This is a genomic window from Modestobacter sp. SYSU DS0290 (genome assembly GCF_054050955.1).
The window spans coordinates 150,181-170,264 of the sequence record NZ_JBJHAI010000006.1; the positions used below are offsets into that span (position 1 = coordinate 150,181).

The following is a 20,084-nucleotide window of genomic DNA, read 5'->3' on the forward strand; positions in this document are numbered from 1 at the left end:
CCCCCGGCGGAGCCGGTCGGCCACCTCCCCGGACGAGCCGGTGGGCGGGACCGGGTGCCCGGGCCGCCGAGCCCCTAGGCTCCCCGGTGTGGGCGAGAGCGTGCGGAACCGTGCGGTGATCCCGCTGTTCCCGCTGGGGACCCCGCTGTTCCCCGGCGTGGTGCTGCCGCTGCAGATCTTCGAGCCGCGGTACCGGCGGCTGGTCGCCGAGCTGAGCGCGCTGCCCGAGGGGCCCGAGCGGCGCTTCGGCGTGGTCGCCATCCGGCAGGGCTGGGAGGTCGAGCAGGTCGCGCCGGCCGAGGCGCTGTTCGACGTGGGCTGCACCGCGGTGCTCCGGCTGATCTCCCCACGGCCCGACGGCGGCTACCGCGTGGTGGCCGTGGGCGGTGAGCGCTTCCGCCTGCTCGACGTGCTCCTCCCCGATCCGGCCAGCGGCGAGCCGCCGTACCTGCGTGCCGAGGTCGAGTGGCTGGAGGAGGAAGAGGCCGCCGAGGAGGCCGCCGGGGACTCCGAGGCGGCCGGCGAGGGGTACGCGGCGGTCCTGGCCGCGGCCGGCCCGGCCGACGACCCGGCCGCCGACGACGTGGTGACCGACGTGGCCCGTGGCTCGCTGGAGCTGCTGGCCGGCAACGTCCGGGAGCTGTTCGCCCGCTACGTCGCCGACGTGGCGGTGCGCCAGAACGGGGTCGACGCCCTCCCGGAGGACGTGCTGGAGGCACTCAGCGGCGAGGCCGACGACGAGGACCCCGACTCGACGGCGGCGGCGCTGCGCGAGGTCAGCGACGACGCCCGGGGGCTGTCCTGGCTGGTCGCCTCGGCCGCCCTGCTGACCACCGACGACCGGCAGGCGCTGCTCGCGGAGTCGGCGACCCGGCGCCGGCTGACCATGGAGTCACGGCTGCTGCGGCGTGAGCTCACACTGCTGCGCACCCTGGGCGCGGTGCCCGTGCCGCTGGCGCAGTTCTCCAGCCCGATGACCCCCAACTGACGAAGGGCCCGGTCCTCCTCACCGCTCGCACGCTCGGGGCGAGCCCCGGGACGGGGCCAGTGACAGCTCAGCTCCGCGGGCGCGGTGGCGGGACCGGGGGCAGCGGCGGCCGGCCCTCCGGTGGGAGCGGGGCCACCGGCTGGACGGCGGGCTCGTCGCGGCCCAGGTCGTCGCGGGCGGTGAGGGCCGTGGCCACCAGGTAGACGAGCACGGCGAGGAACGGGCCCGCGGCCAGCGCCGCCGTCGCCCCCAGCTCCAGACCGGTGGTGACCGTCCCGCCGACCCGGCCCAGCTCCTCCTCGGTCGGCCCGGGGGCCAGCCACTCCCCCAGCTGCCAGGCGACCACGCCGGCGGCGAGCGTGCCGATGGCCAGCCCGGCCAGCAGCACCACCCCCCGCCGGCGCCGCCACAGCCAGCCGGCGACCCCGGCGACCAGGCCGAGCCCGGCCAGCAGCAGGACGAGGACGCCGTCGTCGGCCATGAACAGCTCGTTGGAGGGGGCCTGGCCGACCGGGACCACGTCGGTGTCGGTGACCCGGAACTCCGCCCGCGGGGCCAGCCAGAGCCAGAGGCCGCCCACGAGCAGCCCGGCGACCGTCAGCACGCCGGCGGCGACGAGGGCACCGGGCAGGTCGGCCCGGCTGTCGCGCAGGCCGGGGACCCCGGCCCGGCGGGCAGCGAGCGAGGTGCCCGGTCCGGCCGGCGGGGCCCACGACGGCGGCAGCACGGGACCGGGACCGGAGGCGCTCACGCCTCCATCCTCACCCGCGCCGCCCGGCCGGCCCCGACGGCCCCGTCCGAAGGCTGGTGCCGAGCGTGCGAGGCACGAGGCCCGGCCCCCGTGCAGGGACCCGCCGCGAGCCGGCGATTGGCGGGGGGCACGGGGGTCCTTCCACCTTCATCACAGCAGGGCGACGCTCGTCGGCCCCAGGAGGGCCTTGATGTCGCCCATCAGCGCGGTGCTCGGCCGCACGCGCAGCCCCTGGTCGAGGCGCAGCACCGTCTCCCGGCCGCCGTTGAGCAGCTTGAGCTGCACCTCGGTCGTGCCGGGGTGGCTGCCCAGCACCTCGCGCAGCCGCTCCACCACCGGCGGGGTGCACCGGGCGGCGGGCATCGAGACCAGCACCGGCCCCCGCGGCCCCTCGGTGAGCTCGGGGATCATGACCTCGGAGCCGAAGAGCGAGGGCGTGTCGTCGCGGCGGCTGATCCGCCCCTTCACCACGACGATCTGGTCGCGGACCACCTTGTCCGACACCTGCTGCCAGGTCTTGGGGAAGAACAGCACCTCGATGCCGGACTCCAGGTCCTCCAGCGTGGCGATGGCCCACGGCGCGCCCTGCTTGTTGGTACGGGGGCTGACCGCGGTCAGGATGCCGGCGATGGTGACGTTCGCGCCGTCCTCGACCCCACCGGAGACGATCTCGGCGATCGGGGTGTCGGCGTGCGAGGTGAGCACGTGCTCGACCCCGTGCAGCGGGTGGTCGGAGACGTAGAGGCCGAGCATGTCCCGCTCGAACACCAGCCGCTCGGCCTTCGACCAGTCGGCGGTCGGGATCGGGATGTCCAGCGCGGCGCTCAGCGGGTCGGCGACGTCGCCGTCCCCGTCGCCGAAGCTGCCGAACAGGTCGAACTGCCCCTCGGCCTCCTTGCGCTTGAGGCTCATCGCGGAGTCCACGGCCTGCGCGTGGATCGCGGCGATGCCCTGGCGGGAGTGGCCCAGCGAGTCGAACCCGCCGGCCTTCGCCAGGGACTCGATCACCTTCTTGTTGCAGGCGACCGTGTCGATCTTGCGCATGAAGTCGGCGAAGTCCTTGAACGCGCCCTTCTCCTCGCGGGCCCGCACGATCGAGTCGACGACGTTGTGCCCGACGTTGCGCACCGAGGCCAGGCCGAAGCGGATGTCGTTGCCGACGGCGGTGAAGTCCCAGGAGGACTCGTTGACGTCCGGGGGCAGCACCTTGATGCCCATCCGGCGGCACTCGGCCAGGTACACCGGGCGGCGGTCCTTGTCGTCGCCGACGCTGGTGAGCAGCCCGGCCATGTACTCGGCCGGGTAGTTGGCCTTGAGGTAGGCGGTCCAGTACGAGACCAGCCCGTACGCCGCCGAGTGGGCCTTGTTGAACGCGTAGTCGGCGAACGGGACCAGGATGTCCCACAGCGTCTTGACCGCGGCCGCGGAGAAGCCGTTGGCCTTCATGCCGGCCTCGAAGCCGACGTACTCGGCGTCCAGCACGGACTTCTTCTTCTTGCCCATCGCGCGGCGCAGCAGGTCGGCCTTGCCGAGCGAGTACCCGGCGACCTTCTGCGCGATCGCCATGACCTGCTCCTGGTACACGATCAGGCCGTACGTCTGACCCAGGATCTCGGCCAGCGGCTCGGCCAGCTCGGGGTGGATCGGCGTGATCTCCTGCTGGCCGTTCTTGCGCAGCGCGTAGTTCGTGTGCGAGTTCGCACCCATCGGGCCGGGCCGGTAGAGCGCGCCGACGGCGGAGATGTCCTCGAAGTTGTCCGGGCGCATCAGCCGCAGCAGCGAGCGCATCGGGCCGCCGTCGAACTGGAAGACCCCGAGGGTGTCGCCGCGGGACAGCAGCTCGTAGGTCTTCGGGTCGGTCAGGTCCTTGCTGATCTCGTCCAGGTCGACCGGCGCCTTGCCGTTGCGCTCGATGTTGCGCAGCGCGTCGTCGATCACGGTGAGGTTGCGCAGGCCCAGGAAGTCCATCTTCAGCAGGCCGAGCGTCTCGCAGGTCGGGTAGTCGAACTGCGTGATGATCGCGCCGTCGGACTCCCGGCGCATGATCGGGATGCTGTCGATCAGCGGGTAGCGGCCGATGATCACGCCGGCCGCGTGCACGCCCCACTGCCGCTTCAGGCCCTCGAGCTTGCGCGCCTGGTCGACCACCTCGGCCGCGCCCGGGTCGGACTCGTAGCGGGCGCGGAACTCCGCGGCCTCCTTGTACCGCTCGTGCGCGGGGTCGAAGATCCCCGACAGGGGGATGTCCTTGCCCATGACGCCCGGGGGCATCAGCTTGGTCAGCTCGTCGCCCACCGAGTACGGCCGGTCGAGCACCCGGGCGGCGTCCTTGATCGCGGCCTTGGCCTTGATCGTGCCGTAGGTGACGATCTGGCTGACCCGCTCCTCGCCGTACTTCTGCGAGACGTACTGGATGACCTCGCCGCGGCGGCGGTCGTCGAAGTCGATGTCGACGTCGGGCATGGAGACGCGCTCGGGGTTGAGGAACCGCTCGAAGATCAGCCCGTGCTGCAGCGGGTCGAGGTCGGTGATGCCCATGACGTAGGCGGCCAGCGAGCCCGCGGCCGAGCCACGCCCGGGGCCGACCCGGATGCCGTTGTCCTTGGCCCAGTTGATGAAGTCGGCGACCACGAGGAAGTACCCCGGGAAGCCCATCTGGGTGATGATCCCGACCTCGTAGTCGGCCTGCTTGCGCACGTGGTCGGGGACGCCGTTCGGGTACCGCTTGTGCAGCCCCCGCTCGACCTCCTTGACGAACCAGGACGTCTCGTCCTCCCCCTCGGGCAGCGGGAACCGGGGCATGAGGTCGGCGCCCTCGGTGAAGCTCACCTCGCACTGCTCGGCGACCAGCAGGGTGTTGTCGCAGGCCTCGGGCATGTCCTTGAACAGCGCGCGCATCTCGGCGGCGGACTTCAGGTAGTAGCCGTCGCCGTTGAACTTGAAGCGGTTGGGCTCGTTGAGCCGGGAACCGGTCTGGATGCACAGCAGCGCGTCGTGCGCCTCGGAGTCCTCCCGGCGGGTGTAGTGCAGGTCGTTCGTGCCCAGCAGCGGGATGCCGAGGTCCTTGGCGATCTCCAGCAGGGCGGGCTTGGTCTTCTTCTCGATGGACAGGCCGTGGTCCATCACCTCGGCGTAGAAGTTCTCCCGCCCGAAGATGTCCTGGAAGTCCGCTGCCGCCTGCCGGGCGCGGTCGACCTTGCCGGCCCGCAGCCACATGTTGACCTCACCGGAGGGGCAGCCGGTGGTGGCGATCAGGCCCTTCCCGTACTTCTCCAGCAGGTCGCGGTCGAAGCGCGGCTTGCGGTACTGGCCCTCGAGGCTGGCCAGCGAGGAGATCCGGAAGAGATTGTGCATGCCCTCGGTGGTGCGGGCGAGCAGGGTCATGTGGGTGTACGCGGCCTTGCCGCGGTTGGACCCGCCGTCGCCCTCCTCGTCGATCAGCTTGTCGCCGAAGTCGAACGGGGCGCGGTCGAACCGCGAGCCGGGCGTGTAGTAGCCCTCCATGCCGATGATCGGCTTCACCCCGGCGGACTTCGCCTGCTTGTAGAAGTCGTAGGCGCCGAACACGTTGCCGTGGTCGGTCATCGCCAGCGCCGGCATGCCCTCCTCAGCGGCGGCGGCGGTCACCTCGCCCAGCTTCGCGGCCCCGTCGAGCATCGAGTACTCGGTGTGCACGTGCAGGTGCACGAAGTTCCCGGACGACGGGGTGCTGCTCATGCTGTGGGGTGCTCCTCACGGGTCGTGCAGCCGCCTGGACACCGGCAGGTGGGCAGGGGCGGCGGGTCGTTCTGGGTGACCGGCGGGGAAGGCCGTTCGGTGGTGCTCGACAACTCGGCTGCTGCTCAGGTCCCGCGCGGGGACCGGCTCCCTGATCCTCGCACTTCGGCAGTCCTACGCCGAGGGTCCGACAGAACGTGTCTCCGCGATCCGGACCACTCCGTCACACCGGTCCCCCGTCGTCCGGGGCCAGGCTGCGGCGCATCGTCACGTGCGTGATCCCCGCCTCCTGGTACTCGGCGCCGATGGCGGTGTAGCCGGCCCGCTCGTAGAACCGGCGGGCGCTGACCTGGGCGTGCAGCTCGACCTCGGCCTGCCCGAGCTCGGCGGCCGCGCGGTGCAGCTCGGCGAGCACCACCGCCCCGTGCCCCCGGCCCCGCGCCCCGGCGTCGGCGGCCATCCGGCCGATCACCGCCCGGCCGGGGCCGGCGGCGTCGGGCAGCAGGCGGCCGGTGGCGACGACCCGGCCGGTCTGGTCGCGGCTGAGCGCGTGCACCGCGGTGGCGTCGGCGGCGTCCCGCTCGAGCTCGGCGGGCACCCCCTGCTCGAGCACGAACACCCGGTGCCGCAGCGCGCCGATCTCGGCCAGGTCGGCCGGCGTGGCCAGCGACGCGGTGGGCCCGCTCACCGGGACACCACCGCCGGGCCGGACGGCAGCGCGGAGGCCGGCACCAGCAGGAAGCGCAGGTCGATCAGCGCGTGCAGCAGCACCGGCAGCAGCAGCGACCCCGTCTCCAGGTAGACCGCGGCGAGCACGCCGCCGAGCACGCCGGTGGTGAGCATCCCGCCTGCACCCTGGTAGGCGTGCGCCAGGCCGAACGCGACCGCGGCCACCAGCACGAGCAGCCCGAACGGCAGCCCGGGCAGCGCCGCGGCGACCACGGTCAGGAAGAACCCCCGGTACAGCCACTCCTCGCACACCCCGGCGGTGACGCCGACCAGCGCGAACAGCCGCCGCTCCGACCGGGTGCGGGGCAGCAGGGCGATGGTCGACTGCCCCGTCCCCTGCCCGGTCGGCTCCGCGTGCCGGGGGCTGCCGGGGACGTGCGGCCGGACGACCTCCGGCGGCGGCCCGACCAGCGCACCGGAGCGCAGCGCCCGGACCGAGACCACCACCAGCGCGGCCAGTGCCAGCACCGCGACCCAGGAGACCGGGCCCGGCCAGCGGTGCGGCCACACCAGCCCCACCCCGGCGGCGCCGACGCCGGGCGCAGCCAGCCAGACCACTGCGGCGACGACCGCGAGGCTCCACTCCAGCACCAGCAGCCGCCGGTAGAACGAGCGGCGGGCGGCCGGGTCGGTGCGCAGCCGGCTCTCGAACCTGCGGTGCAGGACCCAGCCGACGAGCGGCTCCCCGACCACCAGGTAGACGGCGATCAACGCCGCCGCCAGCTGCGCCGGCCCCAGGTCGGCGAAGGCGTCGGGGAGGTCGGGCACCGTGGTCACGAGCGGGGCAGCTCAGTTCTCGGCACGCAGGACCGCCAGGGCACCGGCGAGGTCGGCCGGGTAGTCGCTGGTGAACTCCACCCAGCGGCCGTCGGCCGGGTGGGCGAAGCCGAGCCGCACCGCGTGCAGCCACTGCCGGGAGATCCTCAGCCGGGCGGCGAGCGTCGGGTCCGCGCCGTAGGTCATATCACCCACGCAGGGGTGCCGCAGCGCGGAGAAGTGGACCCGGATCTGGTGGGTGCGCCCGGTCTCCAGGTGGATGTCGACCAGGCTGGCGGCCGGGAAGGCCTCGATCACCTCGTAGTGCGTGACCGAGGGGCGGCCGCCGGTGACGACGGCGAAGCGCCAGTCGTGCTTGGGGTGCCGGTCGATGGGGGCGTCGATGGTGCCCTGGGACGGGTCGGGGTGGCCCTGCACCAGGGCGTGGTACCCCTTGTCGACGGTGCGCTCCTTGAACGCGGCCTTGAGCAGCGTGTACGCCCGCTCGCTCTTGGCCACCACCATCAGGCCGGTCGTCGCGGCGTCCAGCCGGTGCACGATCCCCTGCCGCTCGGCGGCGCCGCTGGTGGAGATCCGGTAGCCGGCCGCTGCCAGCCCGCCGGTCACGGTCGGGCCGTCCCAGCCCGGGCTGCCGTGCGCGGCGACCCCGACCGGCTTGTCGATCACCACGACGTCGTCGTCGTCGTGCACCACGGTCATGCCGGTGACCGGCTGGGGCGCCACCGGCTCGCCGGGCGGCGGGGGGAGCTCCACCTCCAGCCAGCTGCCGCCGGAGAGCCGGTCGCCCTTGCCGCGCGGCCGCCCGTCCACGACGACCGCCCCGGCGTCGGCCAGCTCCGCGGCGACGGCACGCGACACCCCGAAGAGCCGGGTCAGGGCCTGGTCGACGCGCTGGCCCTCGAGCCCGTCGGGCACCGGCAGCGCGCGGATCTCGCCCCGGGGCGCCGGGGAGGGGCGGCTGGTCACGGCGTCCATTGTGACCGCTGCCGCCGACGGTCCGGCCGCAGCACGCTCAGCCGGCGGTGCCGTCGGCGTGCTCCGCGGGCTCCTCGCCGGCCCGGCGGCCGTCGAACTCGACGCCCCGGAAGGCCAGCAGCGCGCCGAGCACCCCGCCGCAGACGATCGCGGAGTCGGCCACGTTGAAGATCGGCCAGACGTCGCCGTAGGGGTCGAACAGGGAGATGAAGTCGACGACGCCACCGCGGAGGAAGCCCGGGTCGCGGAACACCCGGTCGACCAGGTTGCCCAGCGCACCGCCGAGCACGAGCGCGAGCGCCACCGCCCACGCGGTCGAGTACAGCCGCCGGGCCACGCGCACGATCACGACCACGACCGCCACGGCGATCAGCGTGAAGACGACGGTGGCGCCCTCGGCGAAGGAGAACGCCGCGCCGGTGTTGCGGGCCTCGGTCAGGTAGAGCGCCCCGCCGAGCAGCCGCAACGGCTCGCGGTCGGACAGCGTCGCCACCACCAGCAGCTTGGTGCCCAGGTCCAGCACGAACACCCCTGCCGCCAGCAGCGCGAGCAGGCGTGCCCGGGACCGCCGGGGCCCGGCGCCCTCAGAGGCCGCAGGTGCGGACGGGTCCGCGGCCGGGATGGGGCCGGCCGTCGGCCGGTCGGGCTGCTCGGACACCGTCGCCGTCCTCCCGGTCGCGGCCCGGGTGGCCACGTCGTGGACGACGATAGCCGCGTCCCGGGGGTCCTCCGGCCAGGCGGTGCCGTCTGTCACCCTCAGGGGACCGCCGGGTCCGCATCGACGGCATCCCGAGCCGGATTGTGACGCATCTCTCGCCCTCAGTTCGGGGGGAACACCCCCCGCGGGACGTCCACCCGGCGGCGGCGGACGACGATGGACTCCTGACGCACCGATCTGCACGGAGGAAGACCTTGAGCACGGACGGTCCCGCGAACCCCGACGTCGTCCTCGTCGGCGGCGGCATCATGAGCGCCACGCTCGCCGCGCTGCTGGGCATCGTCGCCCCCGACTGGACCGTCGAGGTCTTCGAGGCCGGCAGCGAGGTGGCCGGCGAGAGCTCGGGCCCCTGGAACAACGCCGGCACCGGGCACTCGGCGCTGTGCGAGCTGAACTACACCCCGGCCCGGCCCGACGGCACGGTCGACCCGGCGAAGGCCGTGGGCATCAACGAGCAGTTCCAGGTCTCCCGGCAGTTCTGGTCGCACCTGGTGCGCACCGGGCTGACCGACTCGCCCAAGACCTTCATCACCTCGGTGCCGCACATCAGCTTCGTCACCGGCGCCGACGGCCACCGCTACATGCGCAACCGCTACGACGCGCTGGCACCGCAGCCGCTGTTCGCCGGGCTGGAGTTCTCCGACGACCCGGCCGTGCTGGACTCCTGGGTGCCGCTGATGATGGCGCAGCGCTCCCCCGGCGAGCCCGTCGCCGCGACCCGCTCGCTGGCCGGCACCGACGTCAACTTCGGGGCGCTGACCCGGCTGCTGATCGAGTCCGCGGTCTCCCGCGGGGTGCAGCTCCACCTGCAGCACCGGGTGCAGCGCGTGCGCCGCGACTCCGCCGGCCGCTGGGCCACCACGGTCAAGGACCTGACCACCGGGCGCAAGCGCACCGTGCGCAGCCGCTTCCTGTTCGTCGGCGCGGGTGGTGGCGCCCTGCCGCTGCTGCAGAGCGCCGGCATCCCCGAGATCCGCGGCTTCGGCGGGTTCCCGGTGAGCGGGCAGTTCCTGCGCACCCGCAACCCCGAGCTGGTCGCGCAGCACCAGGCCAAGGTCTACGGGCAGGCGAAGGTCGGCGCCCCGCCGATGTCGGTGCCCCACCTGGACCTGCGGCTCATCGACGGTGAGCAGGCACTGCTCTTCGGGCCCTACGCCGGCTTCTCGCCCAAGTTCCTCAAGGCCGGGTCGCTGTGGGACCTGCCGCGGTCGGTGCGCGTGGGCAACCTCGGCTCCATGCTGGGCGCCGGCTGGGCCAACATCCCGCTCACCCGGTACCTCATCGGCCAGGTGCTGCAGTCGGCGAAGGCGCGCTTCCGTGCGCTGGAGGAGTTCGTACCGACCGCCGACCCCGACGACTGGGAGCTGATCACGGCCGGCCAGCGGGTCCAGGTCATCAAGCAGGACGAGACCGGCCGCGGCGTGCTGCAGTTCGGCACCGAGCTGGTCGTCGGCGCGGACGGCTCGATCGCCGGCCTCCTGGGGGCCTCCCCCGGCGCATCGACGGCGACCTCCGCGATGCTCACCCTGCTGGAGCGCTGCTTCCCCGACCGGATCGAGGGGTGGCGCCCGAAGCTGCAGGAGGCGATCCCCTCCTACGGGCACAAGCTCTCCGACGAGCCGGAGCTGCTGGCCCAGGTGCGCGCGGACACGACGAGGACCCTGGAACTGCAGGGCTGAACGAACCCCGCTAGTCCCGCTCGGTGGGCCGGCCGGTCTCGCCCCGCCAGGTGGCGAGCCGCCCGGCCCGGCTGACCGCGCGCAACCGCCGCTCGGCCTCCTGCCGGGAGCCGCGGGCGGAGACCAGCAGCGCATGGTCCCCGTGCATCAGCCGGGTCGACCGGTCCGGGACGAACGGCCGGCCCTCGCGGACGACGAGCACGACCGCGGCGTCCTCGGGCAACCGCAGCTCCGGCAGGTACACGCCGTGCAGCCGTGAGGTGTCCGAGACCCGCAGCTGCATCAGCTCGGCGTCGAACTCCTCCAGCGGGGCGGACTCGACGTCGACGTCCCGCGGGGTGACCGGCGCGGCGATGCGCAGCAGCCGGGCCACGGTGGGCAGTCCCCATCCCTGGATCACGGTGAAGACGACGACCAGCACGAAGACGGTGTCGAACAGGCCCGCCGCCCGGGGCACCCCGGCGGCGACGGGGAAGGTCGCCAGCACGATCGGGACCGCGCCGCGCAGCCCGGCCCAGGAGATGAACGCCTGCTGGCGCAGCGGCATCCGGAACCAGCTCAGGCTCAGCAGCACCGACACCGGCCGGGCCACCAGCAGCAGCGCCCCGCCGACCAGCAGCGCCGGCAGCAGGGCCTCGGGCAGCCGGGACGGCGAGACCAGCAGCCCGAGCAGCACGAACAGCCCGATCTGGGCCAGCGAGGCCATGCCCTCGGCGAAGCCGATGCTCGCCGCCCGGTGCGGCAGCGCCGAGTTGCCGAGCACCAGACCGCACAGGTACACGGCGACGATCCCCGACGTCAGGGCCAGCGTGGCCGCGGAGTAGGCCAGCACGCAGAGGGCGAGGGTGGCCAGCGGGTAGAAGCCGGCCAGCGGCAGCGCCACCCGCTTGAGCAGCCAGGCCCCGCCGAAGCCGATGGCCAGGCCGATGGCGGCGCCACCGATGAGCTGCCCGACGACCTCGGCCAGCACCAGGTACCAGGCGTGCACCGGCCCGCCGGTGAGCCCCTCGGACAGCGCGAGCACCAGCAGGATGACCGGGGCGTCGTTGAGGCCGCTCTCGGACTCCAGCGAGGCGGCCAGCCGCCGGGGCAGCGGCAGCCGGCGCAGCGTGGCGAACACCGCCGCGGCGTCGGTCGAGCTGATCACCGCGGCCAGCAGGAGCGCGAAGCCCCAGCCGTAGCCGAGCAGCCACACCGTGATCGCCGCGGTCAGCGAGACGCTGACCGCCACGCCGACGGTGGCGAGGGTGAGCCCGGGGCCGATCGCGCGCCGGACGTCGCTCCACCGGGTGGTCAACCCGCCCTCGGCGAGGATGACCACGAGGGCGGCCACGCCGAGGGTCTGGGTCAGCGCGATGTCCTCGAACTGGATGCCAACGCCGCTCTCCCCCAGGGCCACGCCCAGCGCGAGGTACAACAGCAGCGAGGGCAGGCCGATGCGGTCGGCCAGGCGCAGGGCGATGGCCGCGACGAGCACCACGAGGGCGCCGATGGCCAGCGCGACGGTGACCGTCGTGTTCATCGGCGGGCCCCCATGGGGGGCAGTCTCCCGTACCGCGCACCCCGGCCCGACGACATGTGTCGGGAGCGACCGCCGGAACTGAGACACTGGTGGCGTGAGTGCGCCTTCCGGGCCCTTCCGGGCCCTTCCTCCCCAGGTCGACCTGCCGGCCCTCGAGCACGAGGTCCTCGAGCAGTGGGAGGCCGACAAGGTCTTCGCCCGTTCGCTGGAGGGCGCGGCCGACAAGCCGCAGTGGGTCTTCTACGAGGGCCCACCCACCGCCAACGGGCGTCCGGGCACCCACCACATCGAGGCGCGGGCGTTCAAGGACGTCTTCCCCCGGTTCAAGACGATGCAGGGGTACTCCGTGCCCCGCCGGGCGGGCTGGGACTGCCACGGCCTGCCGGTGGAGATCGCCGTCGAGCAGGAGCTGGGCTTCGCCGGCAAGCCGGACATCGAGCGGTTCGGCATCGCGGAGTTCAACGCGAAGTGCCGGGAGTCCGTCGAGCGGCACGTCGACGCCTTCGCCGAGCTGACCAGCCGGATGGGCTACTGGGTCGACATGTCGACCGCCTACCGGACGATGGACGCCAGCTACATCGAGAGCGTCTGGTGGTCGCTGCAGCAGGTGTTCGACAAGGGCCTGCTGGTCGAGGACCACCGCGTGGCCCCCTACTGCCCGCGCTGCGGCACCGGGCTGAGCGACCACGAGGTCGCCCAGGGCTACGAGACGCTGGTCGACCCGTCGGTCTACGTCCGGCTGCCGGTCACCGACGGCGAGTGGGCCGGCAAGGCCGACCTGCTGGTCTGGACGACGACGCCGTGGACGTTGCCGTCCAACACCGCGGTGGCGGTGCACCCCGACGTGACCTACGTGGTGGCCCGCACCGACGACGGCACCTTCGTGGTCGCCGAGCCGCTGCTGACCGCGGTGCTGGGCGAGGGGGCCGAGGTGCTGGCGCGCACCACCGGACGGGACTGGGAGCGGACCCACTACCAGCGCCCCTTCGAGCTGGTCGAGTTCCCCGAGGGCGACGCCCACTACGTCGTGCTGGCCGACTACGTCACCACCGACGACGGCACCGGGCTGGTGCACCAGTCCCCCGCCTTCGGCGCCGAGGACTTCACGGTGTGCCGGGCCTACGGGCTGCCGGTGGTGAACCCCATCGACGCCTCGGGCCACTTCGCCGCCGACGTCCCGCTGGTGGGCGGGCACTTCTTCAAGGCCGCCGACCCGACGCTGGTGCAGGACCTGACCGACCGGGGCGTGCTGTACCGGGAGCTGCGGTACGAGCACAGCTACCCGCACTGCTGGCGCTGCCACACGCCGCTGATGTACTACGCGCAGCCCTCCTGGTACATCCGCACGAGCCAGGTCAAGGAGCAGCTGCTCACGCAGAACGAGCGCACCAACTGGCACCCGGAGAACATCCAGTGGGGCCGGTACGGCGACTGGCTGAACAACAACGTCGACTGGGCGCTGTCCCGCGACCGCTACTGGGGCACCCCGCTGCCCATCTGGCGCAACGACGCCGACCCGAGCCGGATGGTCGTCGTCGGCTCGCTGGCCGAGCTGTCGGAGCTCACCGGCCGCGACCTCTCGGACCTGGACCCGCACCGGCCGTTCATCGACGAGGTGACCTTCACCGTCCCCGGCGAGGAGGGCACCTACCGGCGCGTCCGCCAGGTCATCGACGCCTGGTACGACTCCGGCTCGATGCCGTTCGCCCAGTGGGGCGCCCCGCACCGCAACCAGGCCGAGTTCGAGGCCGCCTACCCGGCGCAGTTCATCGCCGAGGCGATCGACCAGACCCGCGGCTGGTTCTACACGCTGATGGCCGTCGGCACCCTGGTGTTCGAGCAGAGCTCCTACGAGAACGTGCTCTGCCTGGGGCACATCCTGGCCGAGGACGGCCGGAAGATGAGCAAGCACCTGGGCAACATCCTCGAGCCGATGCCGCTGATGGACCGGCACGGCGCCGACGCCGTCCGCTGGTTCATGCTCGCCGGCGGTTCGCCGTGGTCGGCCCGCCGGGTCGGCCACGAGACACTGTCCGAGGTGGTCCGCAAGGTCCTGCTGACCTACTGGAACACCGCGAGCTTCTTCACGCTCTACGCCGAGACCAACGGCTGGAACCCCTCGACCACCGCCACTCCCCCGCGGGCGGAGCGGCCGCTGATGGACCGCTGGGCGCTCGCCGAGCTGGCCTCGGTCACCGCCGGGGTCACCGACGCCCTCGAGGAGTTCGACACCCAGACCGCGGGCCGGCTGATCGCCGGCTTCGTCGACGACCTGTCCAACTGGTACGTCCGCCGCAGCCGCCGCCGCTTCTGGGACGGCGACCCGGCGGCGCTGGGCACGCTGCACGAGGTGCTCGACGGGCTCACCCGGTTGATGGCGCCGTTCACCCCGTTCGTCACCGAGCGGGTCTGGCGCGGCGCGGTCCTGCCCGGGCTGCTCGGGCGCTCGGGGCAGGAGGCCGCGCCGGACTCGGTGCACCTGGCCACCTGGCCGACGGTCGACACCGACGCCCGTGACGACGCCCTGGTGGAGCAGGTGGCGCTGGTGCGCCGGCTGGTCGAGCTGGGCCGGTCGGCGCGGACGGCGTCGAAGGTCCGCACCCGCCAGCCGCTGGCCCGGGCGCTCGTCTCCGCACCCGGCTGGTCCCAGCTGCCCCGGGACCTGGTCGCCGAGGTGGCCGACGAGCTCAACGTCGTCGACGTCGTGGAGCTCTCCGGCGCCGTCGGCAGCGAGCTGGTCGACGTCTCGGTGAAGGTCGACTTCCGCGCCGTCGGGCGCCGGCTGGGCAAGCAGGTGCAGGCGGTGGCGAGGGCGGTCGCCGCGGCCGACGCCGCCGAGCTGGTCGCCGCCTACCGCGCGGGCACCGCCACGGTCGACGTCGAGGGCGCGCAGGTGGCCCTGGAGGACGGCGACCTGGTGGTCACCGAGACCCCGCGCGAGGGATGGACGGTGGCCGCCGCCGGTGGCCTGACCGTCGCCCTCGACCTCACCCTCACCCCGGAGCTCGAGCGCGCCGGTCTGGTGCGCGAGGTGGTCCGGCTGGTGCAGGAGGCCCGCAAGTCCAGCGGCCTGGCGGTCAGCGACCGGATCGAGGTCTGGTGGACCGGCGGCCAGGACCTGGCCGAGGCGCTGACCGAGGCCGGTGGAACGTGGGCCGGGGAGGTGCTGGCCACCGCGGTGCACGCGCGGACCGCCGGCACCGGCGAGGGCATCGAGGGGCCGGCGGACTCGCGGTTCTGGATCGCCCGGGCCTGAGCGACGGGCCCCGCGCGGTGGGGGCCCGGATCAGCCGCGGCGGGCGCGCTCGCGCTGCGCCATCGCCCGGTCCGGCGTGCAGATGCCGCACGGGGTGAACCCGTCGGTGCGCGCCTGCAGCATCGGGATCGGGATGGTCGGCACGCCGGCCAGCCGTGGGCAGCCCGCCACGTGGTACCGCGGGTGCTCGTCGACCACGAGCACCTCGTCGGTCAGGTCCATGATCAGCAGCAGGTCGGCGAACTCGACGTCCTCCGCGGGCGGCTCCCCCACCATGGGTGCCTGCTCGGCGGGCGATGCGTACCGGGCGTCCCCCTGGCTGGTCGGCCCGCCGACGCGGGGCAGCATCGGCGAGCTCGGCGGCACCGGGGGCAGGGACACGCGGCGCACGGGTTCGTCGTCGTCCGGCCGGGCCAGGCGGGCCAGGGAGGTGCTGCCGAGCCGGGGCGGGAGGACGACCGGGGGCGGCCCCGCCTCGGACGGCGGTGGCCAGGCCTCCGACGACGACGGGCCGGCCTCGGCCGGCGGCGGCGCCGCCTCGCGGACCGGGCTGTGGTCCGCCGGCCGGTCGGCGGCGCGCTCGGGAGGAGCGGAGCGGCGGCGCAGGGCGCCGATCCCGATCAGGACGGTGGCCAGCGCGCTCGCCGCGAACGCGCCCCACTGCAACGCCGGCTCTCCCTGGACGACCCCGGCGACGAGCAGGCCGACGGCGACCAGGACCAGCAGCGCCGCGACCAGGACCACAGCCGGATGCTATCCGCCGCCGGGCCGCACGTGCCGGTGGCGGCACCGCGCGGCCCCGACGACGACAGAGCCCCTCCGGACCGAGGTCCGGAGGGGCTCTGTCGCTGGCCACCCACCAGGGGGAGGGTGGTGTTTCCTCAGGCGCTGACGTGCTGGTTCTGCCGGCTGTTGGACGACGGCTCGGCCGAGCCGCGGCTGTCCAGGTCGCGCAGGTGCGACTCCAGGTAGGAGCGCAGCCGGGTGCGGTACTCGCGCTCGAAGGTGCGCAGCTCGTCGACCTTGCGCTCCAGGCTCGCGCGCTTCTCCTCCAGCGAGCCCATCGCCTCGACGTGCTTGCGCTCCGCGTCCTGCTGCAGCGCGGTGGCCTTGGCGCGGGCCTCGCGCTCCATCGTGTCCGCGCGGGTGCGGGCGTCGCCGAGCATGGCGTCGGCGCGCTGCTTGGCCTCGCTGACCATCTGCTCGCTCTTGGTCCGCGCCTCGGTGAGCATCCGGTCGCTGGTGCTCTTGGCGCTGCCGACCATCTGGTCGGCCTGCGCCTTGGCCTCGTTGACGTGCCGCTCGGCCGTCTCGGTGGCCAGCGCCAGCATGCGGGAGGCCCGCACGGCCTCGTCCTCGCGCGACTGCGGGGAGCTCTGCGGCGGGGGCGGCGGCGCGGAGACCGTCATCGGCGCCGACTCGGCGCGCTCCTCGGCCCGGGCCGACCCCCCGGAGGCGCGCAGGTCGTTGTTCTCCTCGATCAGGCGGGCCAGCTCGGCCTCGACGACGTCGAGGAAGGCGTCGACCTCGTCCTCGTCGTAGCCACGCTTGCCGATCGGCGGCTTCTTGAAGACGACGTTGTGCACGTCGGCGGGAGTCAGTGGCATACGGCTCACCTCAGGTCGGACGGGAGGAACGGGAACGGGTGCGGACCGGCGGCGGGCCGCCTGCGGCCCGCGCCCCTCGCCGGCTCGGTGGAAGAGGTCATCAGACGGAGTAGGCCAGGCTCTGGACCACGCTGCGCAACACGATCACCGCGATCAGCAGCACCATAAACCCGAGGTCCAGCCGGATGGACCCCAGGTTGAGCGGCGGGATCACCTTCCGCACCGCCTTCAGCGGCGGGTCGGTGGCGGCGTAGACGACCTCGAGCCCGGCGGCGACCGCACCCTGCGGACGCCAGCTGCGGGCCAGCACCATCACCCAGTCCACGACGAACCGGGCGAAGAGCAGGATCAGGAAGACGAGCAGGATCGACGAGACGATCTGCAGGAGAAGTGGCACGGTCCTCGCTCGTTCGGGGCACCGCGTGGCCGGGGGTCACGCGGTCGACTGGTCAGGACTGGTTGAAGAACCCGCCCTCACGGATCCGGGCTTTGTCCTCCGCGGTCACGTCGACGTCCTGCGGGCTGAGCAGGAACACCTTGGCCGTGACCCGCTCGATACTACCGTGCAGCCCGAACGTCAGACCGATGGCGAAGTCCACCAGTCGCTTCGCGTCGGCGTGCTCCATGTCGGTGAGGTTCATGATCACCGGCATGCCGTCGCGGAAACGCTCGCCGATGGTCCGCGCCTCGTTGTAGGAGGCCGGGTGCACGGTGGTGATCCGGTACCCCTCCGGCTTCGGCGCCGGCTCCGGAGCCGGCGCCAGCACCGGAGCGGCCGCCTGCTCCTGCACCGCCAGTCCGGCGCCCGCGCCCCCGCGACCACCGGCGGAGATGCCGCCGCCGCGCGCCGACCCCAGCGAGGGCCCGGCCGAGGTGAGCCCGGCCCCGGCGGCGAGGCCGCCGGCGAAGCGGGAGGCGCTCGTGGACCCGGTCGACCCGGCGAGGTTCAGCGGACGGGCAGCCGGGCGACGGCCCAGGGAGACCGCCGGCTCGGGCTCGGCCGCCGGCTCGAACGGCTCCTCGGCGACGTCGTCGGCGTACTCGGGTTCGAAGCCGTAGTCCCCGGCGGGGTACTCGTCGTCGGCGTACCGGCCGTCGGCGTCGTAGCCGGACTCGTCGCGCGCGGCGTAGCGGTCGTAGCGCCGCTCGTCGCGCTCGTAGTCGGACTGCCGCGCGGCATAGCGGTCGTACCCGCCGCGGGTGTCGTCGTCCTCGACGAGGCCGAGGTAGACCCCCATCCTCCTCATGGCTCCGGCCATCCGGCGTCTCCCTCTGGTCTCGTGCGCTGGGCGACTCGCGCGCTGGTGCGGTGGTGTCGTCTGGTCCTGCGGTGTCACGGGTGGGGCTGGTGTGACTCGGGTGCCCGCACGGGACCCTCGTCACCACCCCGATCGGAGGCTAGGGGGCGAGCACCGAACAACGCGGTACCGACACGCACCACGGTGGCCCCAGCCGTCACAGCAGCCTCCAGGTCCTGGCTCATGCCTGCCGATAGCTCCGATGCCCCGGGGTGGTCGGCGCGGACCCGGGCGGCGAGGTCGGCCAGCCGGGCGAACGCCGGCGCGGGGTCGGCGCCGCGCGGGGCCACCGCCATCAGCCCGCGCAGGTGCAGCGCCGGCTCGGCCGCGACGGCGTCGGCCAGCCCGGGCACCTCGGGGACGGCGGCCCCACCGCGGGCGCCGAGCTCCCCCTCGGGACCACCGAGGTCGACCTGCACCAGGACGTCGAGCACGCGGTCGGCCCGTTCGGCCGCCCGGGCCAGCGCCTGGACCAGCGAGCCCCGGTCGACCGAGTGCACGGTGGCACCCAACCGGGCCACCGCCGAGGCCTTGTTCCGCTGCAACTGCCCGACCAGGTGCCATCGCAGGGGCGGCACGGCGGGGTCGTCGGCGAGCTCACCGGCCTTGCCGAGCAGCTCCTGCACCCGGTTCTCGCCGAAGTCCAGCTGCCCCAGGGCGGCCAGCTGGCAGACGTCCCTCGCCGGCCGCGTCTTGCTCACCGCGAGCAGCCGCACGTCGGCCGGGTCACGCCCGGCCGCCCGCGCGGCGGCGTCGACCCGCCGCCGGACGGCGCGCAGCGCGTCGGCGAGCTCGCCCGTGCCGGTCATCCCTGCGCCGGCGACGGGTCCAGCCAGACCAGCCCCGCCTGCCGCCCGGTGACGCCCTCGCGGCGGTGCGAGAAGAGCAGGCGGTCCTCCACCGTGCACCGCGGGTCGTGCACGACCTGACCGACGCCGGCGTCACGCAGCACACCCGCGATGCCGGCGCGCAGGTCGAGCCCCGGCGTGCCGGCGCGGGTGCGGACCGCGCTGGCCGGGGCGACGCGGGCCACCTCGGCCTGCATCGCCGCCGGCACCTCGTAGTCCGAGCCGCAGACCGCCGGCCCGAGCAGCGCCTCGACGTCGGCCGGGCGGGCGCCGAGCCGGGTCATCGCCGCCAGCGCGGCGGGCACGACCCCCCGGCGCACGCCTTCCCGCCCGGCGTGCACCGCGGCGACCACCCCGGCGACCGGGTCGGCCAGCAGCACCGGCACGCAGTCGGCGACCAGCACGCAGAGCACCAGCCCGGGCGTGGCCGTGACCAGCGCGTCGACGTCGGCCACCGGGTTCTCCTCGGCGTCCTCGACGATCGCGACCCCCGTGCCGTGCACCTGGGTCATCCAGACCAGCTGACGCTCGGGCACCCCGATGCCGTCGGCCAGACGCTGCCGGTTGGCCGCCACGTCGGCCGGGTCGTCTCCGACGTGGCCGCCCAGGTTGAAGGAGTCCCAGGGCGACGCAGAGCGGCCGCCCCGCCGGTCGGTGACCACCCGTCGAGGGCGCACCGCCGGCGGGGCGGCCGGACCGTCACTCAAGGTGACCCGCTGGAACGGCCCCTGTGCAGGGACCCGCTGCGAGCTCGCGAGCAGTGGGGGGCACAGGGGTCCTTCTACTGGCTGCGGAGGAACTCGGGGATGTCGAGCTCCTCCTCGAAGTCGTCCGTGGCCAGCGGGCGGTTCTTGCCACCCGTCGAGCCCTGCATCGGCGGCAGCGGCGGGACGGTGATCCCGCCACCGGCCGGGGCAGCACCCGGCTGGCCCGGGCGGGGGGGGGGGGGGGGGGGGGGGGGGGGGGGGGGGGGGGGGGGGGGGGGGGGGGGCGGGGGGGGGGGGGGGGGGGGGGGGGGGGGGTGGGCCGCCCCCCCCCCCGGGGGCTGTCCTGGCTGGTCGCCTCGGCCGCCCTGCTGACCACCGACGACCGGCAGGCGCTGCTCGCGGAGTCGGCGACCCGGCGCCGACTGACCATGGAGTCACGGCTGCTGCGGCGTGAGCTCACACTGCTGCGCACCCTGGGCGCGGTGCCCGTGCCGCTGGCGCAGTTCTCCAGC

The 20,084-nt window shown here is 74.1% G+C and carries 16 protein-coding genes and 1 pseudogene; 4 read left to right on the forward strand and 13 right to left on the reverse strand.

Annotated features, from left to right (window positions below):
* Positions 1–88: 88 nt before the first annotated feature.
* A complete protein-coding gene (locus tag ACI795_RS08070) occupies positions 89–988 on the forward strand; it encodes an LON peptidase substrate-binding domain-containing protein (protein WP_457074956.1) in 900 nt (299 codons plus the stop codon).
* Between the two features lie 67 nt (positions 989–1,055).
* Here ACI795_RS08070 and ACI795_RS08075 read toward each other — a convergent pair whose 3' ends face one another.
* The 6 genes from ACI795_RS08075 to lspA form a co-directional block, all read right to left on the reverse strand.
* On the reverse strand, positions 1,056–1,739 hold the full coding sequence (locus ACI795_RS08075; protein ID WP_457074957.1) for a DUF2567 domain-containing protein: 684 nt from the start codon (positions 1,737–1,739) through the stop codon (positions 1,056–1,058).
* A 150-nt stretch (positions 1,740–1,889) separates the two neighbouring features.
* Complete coding sequence (dnaE, locus tag ACI795_RS08080) at positions 1,890–5,456, reverse strand: DNA polymerase III subunit alpha (protein WP_457074958.1); 3,567 nt, start codon at positions 5,454–5,456, stop codon at positions 1,890–1,892.
* A 223-nt stretch (positions 5,457–5,679) separates the two neighbouring features.
* Entirely contained in the window at positions 5,680–6,144 is a 465-nt protein-coding gene (locus tag ACI795_RS08085) for a GNAT family N-acetyltransferase (protein WP_457074959.1), read from the reverse strand.
* Positions 6,141–6,962 carry a CPBP family intramembrane glutamic endopeptidase gene (locus tag ACI795_RS08090; protein ID WP_457074960.1) on the reverse strand — a complete coding sequence of 274 codons (822 nt, stop codon included), beginning with the start codon at positions 6,960–6,962 and terminating at the stop codon, positions 6,141–6,143. Before ACI795_RS08090 ends, ACI795_RS08085 begins: the two co-directional genes overlap by 4 nt.
* Positions 6,963–6,974: 12 nt before the next feature.
* A complete protein-coding gene (locus tag ACI795_RS08095; RefSeq protein WP_457074961.1) occupies positions 6,975–7,937 on the reverse strand; it encodes an RluA family pseudouridine synthase in 963 nt (320 codons plus the stop codon).
* A gap of 37 nt (positions 7,938–7,974) precedes the next feature.
* Complete coding sequence (lspA, locus tag ACI795_RS08100) at positions 7,975–8,595, reverse strand: signal peptidase II (protein ID WP_457074962.1); 621 nt, start codon at positions 8,593–8,595, stop codon at positions 7,975–7,977.
* A 254-nt stretch (positions 8,596–8,849) separates the two neighbouring features.
* Between lspA and ACI795_RS08105 the strand changes: the two genes are divergently transcribed.
* Entirely contained in the window at positions 8,850–10,334 is a 1,485-nt protein-coding gene (locus tag ACI795_RS08105; protein ID WP_457074963.1) for a malate:quinone oxidoreductase, read from the forward strand.
* A gap of 10 nt (positions 10,335–10,344) precedes the next feature.
* Here ACI795_RS08105 and ACI795_RS08110 read toward each other — a convergent pair whose 3' ends face one another.
* A complete protein-coding gene (locus ACI795_RS08110) occupies positions 10,345–11,856 on the reverse strand; it encodes a potassium/proton antiporter (protein WP_457074964.1) in 1,512 nt (503 codons plus the stop codon).
* Between the two features lie 94 nt (positions 11,857–11,950).
* Here ACI795_RS08110 and ileS point away from each other — a divergent pair, with 94 nt between their 5' ends.
* Positions 11,951–15,112 (forward strand): isoleucine--tRNA ligase, encoded by a 3,162-nt coding sequence (gene ileS, locus ACI795_RS08115; protein WP_457074965.1) that lies wholly within the window; start codon positions 11,951–11,953, stop codon positions 15,110–15,112.
* A gap of 30 nt (positions 15,113–15,142) precedes the next feature.
* Here the strand turns inward: ileS and ACI795_RS08120 are convergent, their stop codons facing one another.
* The 6 genes from ACI795_RS08120 to pgeF all read right to left on the reverse strand — a co-directional run bounded on the left by ACI795_RS08120 (position 15,143) and on the right by pgeF (position 19,572).
* Positions 15,143–15,856 (reverse strand): hypothetical protein, encoded by a 714-nt coding sequence (locus ACI795_RS08120; protein WP_457074966.1) that lies wholly within the window; start codon positions 15,854–15,856, stop codon positions 15,143–15,145.
* Positions 15,857–15,993: 137 nt separating this feature from the next.
* A complete protein-coding gene (gene wag31 / locus ACI795_RS08125; RefSeq protein WP_457074967.1) occupies positions 15,994–16,719 on the reverse strand; it encodes a DivIVA-like cell division protein Wag31 in 726 nt (241 codons plus the stop codon).
* Between the two features lie 100 nt (positions 16,720–16,819).
* A complete protein-coding gene (locus ACI795_RS08130) occupies positions 16,820–17,116 on the reverse strand; it encodes a YggT family protein (protein WP_457074968.1) in 297 nt (98 codons plus the stop codon).
* A 52-nt stretch (positions 17,117–17,168) separates the two neighbouring features.
* The gene (locus tag ACI795_RS08135; protein ID WP_457074969.1) at positions 17,169–17,978 is read right to left on the reverse strand and encodes a cell division protein SepF; all 810 of its coding nucleotides are present in this window, start codon (positions 17,976–17,978) and stop codon (positions 17,169–17,171) included.
* A gap of 74 nt (positions 17,979–18,052) precedes the next feature.
* Positions 18,053–18,826 carry a YggS family pyridoxal phosphate-dependent enzyme gene (locus ACI795_RS08140; protein WP_457074970.1) on the reverse strand — a complete coding sequence of 258 codons (774 nt, stop codon included), beginning with the start codon at positions 18,824–18,826 and terminating at the stop codon, positions 18,053–18,055.
* On the reverse strand, positions 18,823–19,572 hold the full coding sequence (gene pgeF / locus ACI795_RS08145) for a peptidoglycan editing factor PgeF (RefSeq protein ID WP_457074971.1): 750 nt from the start codon (positions 19,570–19,572) through the stop codon (positions 18,823–18,825). Before pgeF ends, ACI795_RS08140 begins: the two co-directional genes overlap by 4 nt.
* A 314-nt stretch (positions 19,573–19,886) precedes the next feature.
* Here pgeF and ACI795_RS08150 point away from each other — a divergent pair.
* Positions 19,887–20,084, forward strand: a pseudogene (locus ACI795_RS08150) (LON peptidase substrate-binding domain-containing protein); the annotation flags it as partial.